11 protein-coding genes are annotated in these 12653 nt (G+C 55.0%); 3 read left to right on the top strand and 8 right to left on the bottom strand.

Annotated elements, in window-relative coordinates; translation table 11 throughout:
- Both ggt and ppsA read right to left on the bottom strand, forming a co-directional pair.
- Complete coding sequence (gene ggt / locus ACIGG6_RS14320) at positions 1-1788, bottom strand: gamma-glutamyltransferase (RefSeq protein WP_399845275.1); 1788 nt, start codon at positions 1786-1788, stop codon at positions 1-3.
- A 151-nt stretch (positions 1789-1939) separates the two neighbouring features.
- Positions 1940-4324, bottom strand: coding sequence for a phosphoenolpyruvate synthase (ppsA, locus tag ACIGG6_RS14315; protein WP_399845274.1), 2385 nt, complete (start codon positions 4322-4324; stop codon positions 1940-1942).
- Positions 4325-4560: 236 nt separating this feature from the next.
- On the opposite strand from ppsA, the gene ppsR reads away from it, so the two are divergent.
- Positions 4561-5394 carry a posphoenolpyruvate synthetase regulatory kinase/phosphorylase PpsR gene (gene ppsR, locus ACIGG6_RS14310; RefSeq protein ID WP_044628288.1) on the top strand — a complete coding sequence of 278 codons (834 nt, stop codon included), beginning with the start codon at positions 4561-4563 and terminating at the stop codon, positions 5392-5394.
- A 12-nt stretch (positions 5395-5406) separates the two neighbouring features.
- Here ppsR and ACIGG6_RS14305 read toward each other — a convergent pair whose 3' ends face one another.
- The 4 genes from ACIGG6_RS14305 to ACIGG6_RS14290 form a co-directional block, all read right to left on the bottom strand.
- Positions 5407-5985 carry a hypoxanthine-guanine phosphoribosyltransferase gene (locus tag ACIGG6_RS14305; RefSeq protein ID WP_139528041.1) on the bottom strand — a complete coding sequence of 193 codons (579 nt, stop codon included), beginning with the start codon at positions 5983-5985 and terminating at the stop codon, positions 5407-5409.
- Positions 5986-6033: 48 nt separating this feature from the next.
- Positions 6034-7044, bottom strand: a complete 1011-nt coding sequence (nagZ, locus tag ACIGG6_RS14300) for a beta-N-acetylhexosaminidase (protein ID WP_399845273.1) — start codon at positions 7042-7044, stop codon at positions 6034-6036.
- Between the two features lie 82 nt (positions 7045-7126).
- Complete coding sequence (locus ACIGG6_RS14295) at positions 7127-7642, bottom strand: L,D-transpeptidase family protein (RefSeq protein WP_399845271.1); 516 nt, start codon at positions 7640-7642, stop codon at positions 7127-7129.
- Entirely contained in the window at positions 7620-8297 is a 678-nt protein-coding gene (locus ACIGG6_RS14290; protein ID WP_044628292.1) for a TetR/AcrR family transcriptional regulator, read from the bottom strand. The genes ACIGG6_RS14295 and ACIGG6_RS14290 overlap by 23 nt, the downstream gene beginning before the upstream one ends.
- A gap of 228 nt (positions 8298-8525) precedes the next feature.
- On the opposite strand from ACIGG6_RS14290, the gene lexA reads away from it, so the two are divergent.
- Complete coding sequence (lexA, locus tag ACIGG6_RS14285; RefSeq protein ID WP_253504217.1) at positions 8526-9203, top strand: transcriptional repressor LexA; 678 nt, start codon at positions 8526-8528, stop codon at positions 9201-9203.
- Between the two features lie 21 nt (positions 9204-9224).
- On the opposite strand, the gene ACIGG6_RS14280 is transcribed toward lexA, so the two are convergent.
- Both ACIGG6_RS14280 and purU read right to left on the bottom strand, forming a co-directional pair.
- On the bottom strand, positions 9225-9896 hold the full coding sequence (locus tag ACIGG6_RS14280; RefSeq protein WP_399845268.1) for an energy-coupling factor ABC transporter permease: 672 nt from the start codon (positions 9894-9896) through the stop codon (positions 9225-9227).
- An 18-nt stretch (positions 9897-9914) separates the two neighbouring features.
- Positions 9915-10769, bottom strand: coding sequence for a formyltetrahydrofolate deformylase (gene purU / locus ACIGG6_RS14275; protein WP_399845265.1), 855 nt, complete (start codon positions 10767-10769; stop codon positions 9915-9917).
- A gap of 274 nt (positions 10770-11043) precedes the next feature.
- Here purU and ACIGG6_RS14270 point away from each other — a divergent pair, with 274 nt between their 5' ends.
- Positions 11044-12645, top strand: coding sequence for a ribonuclease J (locus ACIGG6_RS14270; protein WP_399845262.1), 1602 nt, complete (start codon positions 11044-11046; stop codon positions 12643-12645).
- Positions 12646-12653 lie beyond the last annotated feature (8 nt).

Raw genomic sequence — 12653 nt, 5'->3', positions numbered from 1 at the left:
TTACTCACCCATCACGACGCCTTCCCGACGCGGGTCGGCACCACCAAACAGTGTGCCATCCTCCAATCGCCGAATCGCCTGAAGGCCGCTCGTGAGCTCACGTTCGCTCACGCTGTGACCCCGCTCACGCAGCGATTCGATGATCTCTTCAGGGAAGCGCCCCTCCTCTAAGTAAACATCACCACCCAACGTAATCGCATGGGGAAGACTCAGCGCTTCCTGAGCGTTCAACCCCCAATCGCGCATCGCTGCCAATGTCCGAGCAGTATAGTGGATGATCGCGGCGCCACCAGGGGAGCCGAGGCTCGCCACCAGCGCACCGGTTTCCTGATCAAATACCAAGGTGGGGCTCATACTAGAGCGTGGCCGCTTACCAGGCTCCACTCGGTTAGCCACCGGCTGCCCGTCCACCTCAGGAGCAAAAGAGAAATCCGTCAGCTCGTTATTCAATAAATAGCCGCCAGGCAGGTCAGTGCCGCCATCCGCCAGAATCCGCGAACCAAAGGCTTGCTCAATGGTGGTCGTCATCGCAATCGCATTGCCATCGGCATCCACAATGCTGATATGGCTGGTGCCATACTCAGGTTGCTCGGGCTGGCTGGCAAAGCTAACGGTCAATTCACCTGGATTGCCCGGTTCGGCGCTCTCACCCATGCTCTCTTCACCGATTAGCTCGCTGCGTTTACCAAGGTAATCAGGCGCTAGCATGAGCGACCAGTCACCGCCCGGTGCCTCGACAAAGTCAGGGTCAGCAATGTAGCGGCCCCGGTCAGCAAACGCCAGCCGCGAGGCTTCTAGAAATTGATGCAGCCAGCCACTACTGGTCACGCCATTTTCCAGCGGCGCTTCCAACAGCGGTTGCTGGTCCAGCATACCGAGAATTTGCATGATCGTTAGATGGCCAGAAGAGGGAGGAGGAAACCCGCACACTTCCCACTGCTGCCAGGGGGTGCATAGCGGCTCACGCTCAAGAGATTGGTAACCACTGATGTCATCAAGCGAGATTTTACCGGGTCGAACCGGATGCGATTGCACCTGCTCAACAAGATCCTCCGCGACCTCACCTTCATAAAAGGCAGCGCTGCCCTCTTCTGCAATGCGACGCAAAATAGCGGCTAAGGCAGGATTTTTTAGTGTGGTGCCCACTTCCAGGGGCTCTCCATCGGCGGAGTAATAAAACGCTTGAGCCAGGTCGTTTTCGCGCAGATCTTCGTCATTAGCCAGGCTGGTGTGCAGCCGCTGGCTCACCGCGAACCCCTCTTCCGCCAGTGTAATCGCGGGGGTAAAGAGCTCTTGCCAAGCCAACTGGCCGTGCTCAGCATGGGCCTGTTCCAACATACGCAAGGTACCGGGCACGCCCACCGACAACCCGCTGGCGACCGCTTCCATAAAAGGCAGAGGCTCGCCATCTTCCATAAACAGCTCGCCGGTTACGGCGGCAGGCGCCGTTTCACGGCCATCATAGGCCTGTACATCAGCACCATCAAAGTGCATCAAAAAAGCGCCGCCACCAATCCCACTGGATTGCGGCTCCACCAGAGTTAATACCATTTGTACGGCTACCGCCGCATCAATGGCATTCCCCCCGGCCTTGAGCACCTGATAGCCCGCGTCGGTAGCCAGCGGGTTAGCCGCCGCCACCGCGAAGGAGTCTGCCGCCCATCCCGGCTTCTCCTCAAAGCCTGACCCTACTTCTGGTGTAATGGAGGGTGTTTCGTAACTAAACCCCCAACTCACCATTGGCGCCAGCAGTAAACCCGTGAGTGAGAGTGCCCTTTTTGGCAGCATAACCTTTCTCCTTAAACCGTGTCTCAGGCGTGATCACCAAGGCGTAACCGCCTTTTGAGCGCTCAAGCAATAGCGTAGCCTATAAAACGACTGCGCCCGGCACAATGGCCGGGCGCAAAATAGCAAGCACGCTAATCAAGCTGAAGGAGGCTTAAGCAATAGTTTCCCCCGCCAACATGAACCACGTTTCCAGCACTGCATCGGGGTTGAGGGACACGGAGTCAATGCCCTGCTCCATCAGCCACTTGGCAAGATCCGGGTGGTCCGAAGGGCCTTGGCCGCAGATCCCCACGTACTTACCTTTCTCTTTACAGGCCTTAATAGCCATGGCCAGCAGTTTTTTCACCGCAGGGTTACGTTCGTCAAACAAGTGCGCGACGATGCCCGAGTCTCGATCCAAACCCAGCGTTAGCTGAGTCAAGTCGTTCGAGCCAATCGAGAAACCGTCAAAGTACTCAAGGAACTCATCCGCCAGCAACGCATTGGCCGGCAGCTCGCACATCATAATGACTTTCAAGCCGTCGGGATTTTCGTCACCACCGCGCTTCAAGCCGTTGGCGGAGAGCAAATCGACCACTTCCCGCGCTTCGTCTGTGGTGCGCACAAACGGCACCATAATCTCGACGTTTTTAAAGCCCATCTCTTCGCGCACACGCTTCAGCGCACGGCACTCAAGCTCGAAGCAGGGGCGGAAAGATTCTGAAATATAGCGAGACGCGCCACGGAAGCCCAGCATCGGGTTCTCTTCGCCCGGCTCATAGAGTTTGCCGCCAATCAGGTTTTCGTATTCGTTGGATTTGAAATCCGATAGACGGACAATCACACGCTGTGGATGGAAAGCTGCCGCTAGCGTAGAGATCCCTTCAACTAATTTATCGACGTAAAAGCTCACCGGGTCAGCGTAACCAGCGGTACGGAGATCGATCACCTGCTGTAGATCAGCAGGCAGCGTATCGTACTCAAGCAGCGCTTTCGGGTGCACACCAATCATGCGATTGATGATGAACTCAAGACGCGCCAAGCCCACGCCTGCATGGGGCAAGCTGGCGAACCCGAAAGCACGATCAGGGTTGCCCACATTCATCATGATTTTAAACGGAATTTCTGGCATCGAGTCAACGCTGGACACGTTGCAGTCAAAGGCCAGCAACCCTTCATAAACGTGGCCGGTATCCCCTTCCGCACACGAAACCGTAACGTCAATGCCTTCTTGTAGCTGCGTGGTCGCATCGCCACAGCCAACCACCGCAGGAATGCCCAATTCCCGGGCAATAATCGCCGCGTGGCAGGTACGCCCACCACGGTTAGTCACGATTGCCGAGGCGCGCTTCATGATGGGTTCCCAATCTGGGTCCGTCATGTCGGTGACCAAGATGTCGCCTTCTTGAATTTTGTCCATCTCGTCTGGGCTGAGGACAATCTTAACTGCCCCGCGGCCGATACGCTGGCCAATGGCACGGCCAGTAATCAGCGTGCGCCCTTTCTCACGCAGTTGGAAGCGCTCAAGCTTACCGCCCTCCTGCTGTGACACGACGGTTTCAGGGCGCGCTTGAACGATATAGAGCTTGCCGTCGTCGCCATCCAATGCCCACTCAATATCCATCGGGCGCTGGTAGTGTTGCTCAATGGTCACTGCTTGACGAGCAAGATCCATCACCTGCTCATCGTTGATGCAGAAGCGGCCACGGTCTTTGAAAGGCACGTCAACGGTTTCAACAGATTTACCGGCGCTGGCATCTTGACCATACACCATTTTAATCAGCTTAGAGCCTAACGTGCGGCGCAGAACGGCCGGGCGGCCAGCGGCCAGCGTGGATTTGTGAACGTAGAACTCATCCGGGTTAACCGCGCCTTGCACCACGGTTTCACCCAGCCCCCAAGAGGCCGTGACAAAAACGGCATCACGGTAGCCAGATTCGGTATCCAGGGTAAACATAACGCCTGATGCGCCGGTTTCAGAGCGCACCATCTTTTGAACGCCCGCTGACAGCGCAACATTCTCGTGGGCGTAGCCACGATGCACACGGTAGGAGATGGCGCGATCGTTAAACAGCGAGGCAAACACTTCATGCACCGCATGTTTGATATTGGCAAAACCTTCAATGTTCAAGAAGGTTTCCTGCTGCCCAGCGAAGGAGGCATCGGGAAGGTCTTCCGCCGTGGCGGAGCTGCGCACGGCTACTTTGAGGCTTGGATGTTGCGTTTGGAGCTGTTCGTAGGCATCGCGAAGCGCGGCTTCAAAGCCAGGCGGCAGCGGTGTATCAATGATCCACTGGCGAATCGTTTTTCCTGCCTCAGCCAGTGCTTTGACATCATCGACATCTAAACGAGCAAGCTTGTCGTTAATGCGGTCGTTCAGACCTTCGTGAGAGAGAAACTCGCGGTACGCGTGAGCAGTGGTCGCGAAGCCGCCTGGCACCGTGACGCCTACACCCGATAAATTGGAAATCATTTCGCCAAGCGAAGCGTTTTTACCACCCACGCGTTCGACGTCTGCCATACCTAGCTGACCGAACCACAGAATGTACTCTTCCACGCAACCCCCTCGCTTTTAGACTTCGTTACGACCCGTTGGGACGACACTAATAGACGTTGTCACCCTAGCACTGCGACACCGTATTCGCCATTGGTCTAACAGCGAAGGGAGTGGAGGATTTTTACAACAAATACACGAAATTAGCGTTTTATGTAGTATCGACTAGGCGTTGTGCTCATCGTTTGTACAGCACACAATAGCTTATCTATGAACATGGCAGACTGGCGGATCAGGTTATGAAACGAACAGCTTTCTTTATTTCGGATGGCACCGGCATCACCGCAGAAAGCTTAGGGCGCAGTCTCTTAGCGCAGTTCAGTGATGTAGAGATCAATATGCTGACTAAACCGTATATTGATACGGTTGAAAAAGCACAGGCACTGGCACAGATTATCGAATCGACCGCCGTACGCGATGGCTGTAGACCGATCATCATTGATACGATTGTGGATCAACAGATTCGTAACGTTATCCGCCAAGCGTCAGGGTTTAAGGTCGATATTTTTTCGACGTTTCTAGAGCCCCTTGAGCAGGAGCTGGAAACGCACTCTTCCTACAGCGTCGGCAGAACGCACTCCATCGGTAGCGACGACGTTTATATGGATCGCATCCACTCGGTTCACTTTGCACTCGATAACGACGATGGAGCACGCACCCACCAATACGACAAAGCCGATATTATTCTAGTGGGGGTTTCCCGCTGTGGTAAAACGCCGACCTCACTCTACTTGGCGCTGCAGTTCGGCATTCGCGCCGCGAACTATCCGCTCACCGAAGATGACCTGGATGAAGATGGCAGCTTGAAGCTACCCAAAGCGCTGGCACCTCATCGGCACAAGCTGTTTGGCCTTACCATTGATGCACGCCGACTCTCGGCCATTCGTAATGAACGCCGCCCCAATAGCCGCTATAGCTCGATGGATCAGTGCTTACAAGAAGTAGAGCAGGCAGAATCGCTGTACCGGGCAATGCATATTCCGTTTATTGATACGACGCGATTTTCAATAGAAGAGATCTCTACGCGCATGATTGCGGAAACCGGCCTAGCGAGGCGGTTCTCACCCCGCTAGGATTGCGCTAGCTTACATGCCCTTGGGAGCAAAAATTCCAGGGGCATTACGCCAGTAGCCTTTGTAGTCCATACCAAAACCAAACACGTAACGGTCGGCCACTTCTAGGCTGCAGTAATCTGCTTTTAATCCTGGAACGGCTTTGCGGTCGTGCTGCTTGTCGACCAACACTGCGGTAGTCACACTGGCCGCCTGGGCTTCTTTGCAGTATTCCAGAATGGCCGCTAGGGTTGCGCCTTCATCGAGGATGTCGTCAACAATCACTACATGTCGGCCCGCCATGGGAACTTCAGGCGATACGCGCCAGAAAAGCTCACCGCCGCGCAGCTCGTTGCGGTAACGGGTCGCATGTAAATAGTCCACTTCCAGCGGGAAACCAAGACGCGTCAGCAGGTGCCCCGTGGTAATGAGCCCGCCATTCATAACGCAGTAAAACACCGGTAGCTTGTCGCCCAAGTCTCGCGTGATCTCTTCCGCCATGCGATCCAACGCTCGCTCAACCTGCTCTTGCGAAATCAGGCAGTCGGCGTTATCCATCAACTCACGCATAGAATCTAATGATTCAAGCGCTTCTTTATCCAACTTGGACATGCTACTTCTCCAAAAAACATCTAATAAGAAAACGGTATAAAAATGGAATTAATTCGCTAGCGCTTCGAGCTTGGCATGCGTGCGGCGCCAACGGCCGAGTGCAGCCAGTGCATCCAGTTCAGGCCTAGCACGGCCGTAACGCAGCTTGGCAGGCCGTTTATTCAGCACCCCTTGGCAGGCCTCTAGCACCTCAATGGCTGCCGCTCGGTCATTGCAGATCAGCAACATATCGCAGCCAGCGGCCAGCGCCGCTTTGGCACGCTCAGCCGGGCCGCCTGCCTCATGCGCCCCCGCCATGCTTAAATCATCGGAAAAAATACACCCTTTGAACCCCAATGATTCACGCAGCATGCCTAACCAGTTGGGTGAGAACCCTGCAGGGCGAGTATCAAACGCTGAATAAATCACGTGGGCAGGCATGACGCCGTTCAACACACCCGCTAACTCGCGAAACGGCACGAGGTCTCGGGCTTTCAGCTCGGCCAGGGGTCGCTCATCCACTGGCAGCGCAATATGGGAATCCGCCGCCACTCCGCCATGGCCAGGAAAATGCTTACCAACTGCCGCCATGCCAGCGTCATGCAAGCCTTCGATAAAGGCGTGCCCTAGTTGGGCGACATGCTTTGGATCGCTGCTGAAACTACGGTCGCCAATGACGCTGGAGATACCGCTCTCAACATCCAACACTGGCGCAAAACTCATATCCAACCCACAGGCGGCCATTTCCATCCCCAGCAGCCAGCCTGTGTCTTTGGCTAAGGTGAGCCCTGCTACTGGGTCGCTGGCATACAGATCGCCAATTCGCGCCATGGCGGGCAGCTTGGTCACCCCTTTTTTGATCCGCTGGACTCGACCGCCCTCTTGGTCAATACCTAGCAGTAGATCACCACGCACACGACGAATACTGCTGCAGAGCTGCCGCACTTGGTACGCATCTTCGACATTACGGGCGAACAGGATAACGCCGCCCACCGCAGGGTCTTTTAGCAATGTCTTTTCAGCGCTGGATAACTGCGGCCCTTCTAGGTCAAGCATGACCGGGCCAATGGGTTGCGTCATGGGGAGGATCCGACAAAAAGGGCGCCATTTTAGACTAACCGCTTAGCGTGTCAAAATTCTGGCAGGACGCCCGGAAGTGGGCTTAATGCAGCCAAACCGGCGTACCGGGTTGGGCGTGTGCAAACAGGTAGTGTAAATCGTGATTTCGCAGGCGTATGCAGCCGTGAGAGGCAGCCACCCCCATCGGTTGTTCTTCAGGCGTGCCGTGCAAATAAATGTAGCGCCGCTGGGAGTCCACATCAGCGCCACGGTTAACGCCGCGCTCAAGACCGCAGAGCCACATAATGCGCGTTAGAATCCAGTCTCGCTCAGGGTAATTTGTCGCCAATTCAGGCGAAAATACTTCGCCAGTCCATCGGCGACCACGAAATACCGCATTATCAGGCAAGCCCTTGCCGATAGACGCACGGACATAGTGCCAGCCCAGCGGTGTTTGGCCGCTACCCTCTTGCTGCCCTACGCCAGCAACCCCAGTGGAGATCGCGCACTCATAGCTCACTTCCTTTCCCTGCCACCAGCGCAACCGCTGCCGCTGGGTGTCAATCTCCACCCAACCAGATTGGGAAGGCGGTAATTCAGCTAGCCTGGGCGTTGCCATGGTTTCCCTCTTCAACCGCAGCCGGTAGCGGCGCGTTCATCGCAGCAACAACGACTGGACGTAGCCGCCGCACAAGGTCACGCACCGTCACCTGCTCTTGATAATCCTTTGCAGCAATATCACGCAGGGCATCCAGTCCCGAAAGCGTAAATATCACTGTGCCTAGCATAAAGTGTAGCCGCCAAAAGCGCTCGGCGTCCGGCAGCTCAGGCGTGGCTTTACGCACCAGCTCGGTAAAACGGGTAAATACATCGCCATACTGCTGCTGAATGTAGCGACGCAGATGCCCTTGCGCCTGACTGTAGGCTAACCCTAGTAGCCGCATAAATACCTTCAGGCTATTACGTTCGGCGGGCACTGCCAGTACCGTAGTGGCCATGGTCTCTAACAGCACTTCTAGAGGAATAGGCTGGCCTTGATAGTGAGCTTCTAGCTCGTCCAGTGCGGTGTGAAAGCGCTCTGAAAATGGATCGAGATAGCGGGAAAACACCGCTTGAATTAGCGCTTTTTTGGAACCAAAGTGGTAGTTCACGGCCGCCAAATTAACCCGGGCCTTGCTGGTGATATTGCGCAGCGACGTCTCGGCAAAGCCTCGCTCTGCAAACAGTACCTCTGCAGTATCTAAAATACGCGTTACCGTATCCGATTGGGCCATAGCGCCCTCCAAAAAACAGGTGTTTTAAACATGGCTGAATACTATGTCATAACCCCTGCTGGCTCAATCTCTTATCCAAATGGTAGTAAGCGTTAACTGGACACTTAACGGCTGGCTCGGTTGGGTGTAACTCGTCATGTACTGGACAGAGCAACATACTGTATACTTAAACACATACTGATTAAGCCGACATGTAGCTACTGTCTTTTCACTGTTTTGGAGTTTGGTATGTCGCGTCCACTCACAGCACGTCAGCAGCACGTATTTGATTTTATTGTTAAGACCATGGGTGAGCTTGGCTACCCCCCTACCCGCGCCGAAATTGCCAAAGCGCTGGGATTCCGCTCGCCTAACGCAGCAGAAGAGCATTTGCGTGCGCTCGAGCGCAAAGGCGCTATTCGTATAATTCGCAATACATCACGGGGCATCCGCTTACCTAACCAGGAGCCGCAGGAGCTTAATGAAACGCCAGCGGCTGCAGCACCTGCTACTAATGAGCCGTTGCCCAATGGGCTTCCTGTGATTGGTGAGGTCGCCGCTGGCAGCCCTATCCTTGCGGCTGAACATATTGACCGTTACTGCCCGCTGCCCGCTGAGTACTTCACGCCTAAAGCAGATTACCTGCTACGGGTGCGCGGCCTATCCATGAAAGATGTAGGCATTCTTGAAGGCGACCTTCTGGCCGTGCATCGCACTGACCGCGTTCGCGATGGGCAAATTGTCGTAGCACGATTAGAAGACGAAGTAACGGTCAAGCGTTTTAAACGCCAGGGGCATCAAGTAACACTGATTGCCGAGAACGCAGATTTCGCACCAATTGAGATCGACCTACGCACTCAGCAGCTTGATATTGAAGGCGTGGGTGTTGGTGTCATTCGCGGTGGTAATGGGCAAGCGCTTGGCTAGTTGCCCAACCTGTAAGGCAGGCTACTGCAAGTCGATATAGCGGTGGTCATTAAAGGTGGCCACCCAGTTTGGGTGGTACACCAGCAAAATACTCAGCAGCATACCGGTTATAAATGCCTCTGACGGCATCAGTAACGGTAAAAAGCGGGCATACTCTTGGGCGAGATAGACGGCCTCGGGATCAGTGCCCGCTACGATAATCAGCGCAACAGCAGATAGCCCTCCCCCTAAGGTCGCCAAGGCCGTTCCAAAAAAGCCACAAGCAAATAAAAACACCATCAAATTATCAGGCAACCGACGGTCAACGATTCGCCATACAAAACCGGTCACGATCGCAGGCACAATACCTGTCACCAGCACATTTGCCCCCATTAGCGACCAATCGTTTCTGCCAATAGCCACCATGGCGACATTAATCATCACGTTACTGATCAACGCCAGCGGCATTTTAAAGACTAGCGTCATCAGCACCGTAAACACCAAGTGAAGAGTTAACCAGTCCACCGCTTGCGCACGCAATTGCCACATCAACATGACGGCCAACGTAGCTGCCATCCAGCGGTGCTGAAGCGCTGTATCCTCAAGTAGTGGCCGCCAGGGGCGCAGGCATAAGCACCAGACGATGACACCCAACGATAAAAGCCACGTCATCACGAGTGCCCACGGTGCCAATACGCTTTGTGCAAATGACATAGCGTCCCCTTCTGCCGATTAGCTAAAAACGACCGTTTTGTTGCCGTGAATTAGCACGCGACCTTCTAGGTGCCAACGCAGCCCCCGCGCCAATACCGCTTTTTCCACATCGCGACCAAAACGTACCAAATCGGTAGGCGTGTGACAGTGGCTGACCCGGTGAATGTCCTGCTCAATTATAGGGCCCGCATCCAGCTCTTCTGTCACATAGTGGCAAGTTGCCCCAATCAGTTTCACGCCGCGCTCATAGGCTTGATGATACGGCTTGGCACCCGCAAAGGAAGGCAAGAAGCTGTGATGAATGTTAATCACGCGCCCTGCATACCGTTCGCAAAGCGAAGGCGGCAGAATTTGCATATAGCGCGCCAGCACTATGCAGTCAGCGCGGGCAGCATCAATCTGCTCCTGCACCTGTTCAAAAGCCGTTTGTTTATTAGCCGGGTCAACTGGTACATGATGGTAAGGGATGCCATACCATTCAGTCAGCGAGCGCATATCATCGTGATTAGAGATAACGCCGACAATATCGCAATCCAACTCACCTGCCTGCCAGCGGTAGAGAAGGTCCACCAGGCAGTGGGATTCCCGAGACACCATCAACACCACACGGCGGCGCTTTTGGGTATCCACCAGCGACCACTGCATATCAAATTCAGCCGCCACCGGCTCAAACGACGTGCGCAGTGCTTCCGCCGACATACCCAGAGAATCCGCCAGAATCTCGTAACGCATAAAAAAGCGGCCAGTCTCTAAGTCAGAGTGCTGGCTGGCTTCGGTAATTGAGCCACCTTGTTGAGCAATAAAACTTGAGACACGCGCCACGATGCCCACTTGATCTGGGCAGGAAACAACTAAACGATAGTAATGAGACATAACAAACACTCTTAACGTATTTAACGGCACGCTCGCCAAGCACCTGCCTACCAGCAGGTAAACCACATTAGCGGCGGTAGTGTACCGTAAGCACGATGAGGAAGCACCGTGGTCAGGTGCCGCGATGATTGTTACCCGCCCCCCGCTTCCCGTATAGTTAAGGAATTACTTTCTAGGCTTTTCATAACTGATGCATCCATCCCGCGTTCAACTTCGTCCCCGTCGTCGCCCGCCCCTGCGCCTACTCCCGCTAGGTGGATGTGGTGAAATTGGAATGAATCTTACGCTGTATGGATACGACGACCAGTGGATCGCCGTAGATTGCGGCATGATGATTCGCCAAGACCTGCCCAACTCGCCGCTGCAAGTACCTAATACCGATACCCTAGAGGCGCTGAAGATCACACCTAAGGCGCTGTTTATCACCCATGGTCATGAAGATCATATTGGGGCGGTGGCGTGGCTATGGCCCAAATGGGGTTGCCCTATCTTTGCCACTCCTCTCGCGGCAGGGCTATTGCGTTACAAATTCGCCGAACACCAGCTCAGCAGCGCCTCCATTGAAGTGATTGAACCAGGCGATGCGGTGGAGAGCGGGCCATTTACACTGCGCTACTTGAGTGTTACCCACTCCATCCCCGAAAGCTGCTCCATCATGATGCAGGCGGGTGATTACCGCATACTGCACACCGGCGACTGGAAACTCGACCCCAACCCACTGATTGGCGCCCCCGTGAACGCTGCCCAGTTTAGAGCACTGGCGCCGGTGGATCTTCTGGTAGGTGACTCGACCAATGCGCCAATGCCAGGGCAGTCGGGCAGCGAGGGGGATGTTGCCAAGGCGCTTTCCACCACATTGAAAGCGTGTAAAGGCCGTGTGGTAGTGTCCTGTTTTGCTAGCAACCTAGCGCGCGTACTGGCCATTGGCTTAGCGGCCCAAGCGTGTGGCCGTCGCGTTAGCTTGATGGGCCGCTCAATGGAGCGCATGGTCAGTGTCGCTAGCGGCCTTGGTTATCTGGATGACTTTCCCCCCCTGGTGCCACCCCATGATTTGGGCTATCTGCCACCGGAGGAGGTCGTGATTATTGCCACCGGTAGCCAAGGCGAGCCTCGCGCTGCCTTGCAGCGTTTGACGCAGCGTCGACACCCCTTTGTGGACTTGGAACCCGGCGATAGTGTGATTTTTTCCGCCAAAACAATTCCAGGCAATGAGCGCCCTATCGAGCAGCTTAAAAAACGTTTATTGCAACTCGATGTCACGCTGTTCGACGAAATGAACCACCCCGAGCTTCATGCAACCGGCCACCCCGCTCAGGAAGAACTGAAAAAGCTCTACCAGTGGGTTAGGCCCAAAATGCTACTGCCGGTACATGGTGAAGCGCGCCATCAGGAGGCGCACCAAGCGCTTGCTGAGGAGCTAGGTATCAGAGCGCCGCTAGCACCGGTGAATGGCGATATGATCGTGCTTGACCACCAAGGGCTGCGCTGCGAAACGCGCTACCCACAGCCTCCTTGCATTGTTAACCAAAATAGCGTCGTGCCTCACCCTGGCCTTGAGAGCAGCCATCCCACTGCCCGTCGTGGCAGTCTGTTTCTAGCGCTACCGGTAGCAGCAACAGAAACGGGATGGTGTCGTATTGGTCGTCTGCTGCTTGACGCCAACGGCGCAAGCCCTATGGATGAAGATAGCTTCAGCGAGTGGCTGGATGAGCAGCTAGAAGAGATTGAGGCAGACACCTTGGCTGATTTGCGCCATGCGCTGCAGCCAAGGCTGGTGCACTGGCTGGCTAACCACTTACAACATATGCCAGACGTGCACCTGCAGATCATGGCCGCTGAAATGCCGACCATCGAAGAGTTAAACGACGAGCCTTAAACACAGGT

This window comes from Vreelandella lionensis, from assembly GCF_044543515.1.
GTDB lineage: Bacteria > Pseudomonadota > Gammaproteobacteria > Pseudomonadales > Halomonadaceae > Vreelandella > Vreelandella lionensis.
This window is presented reverse-complemented; position numbering and strand designations above follow the sequence as displayed.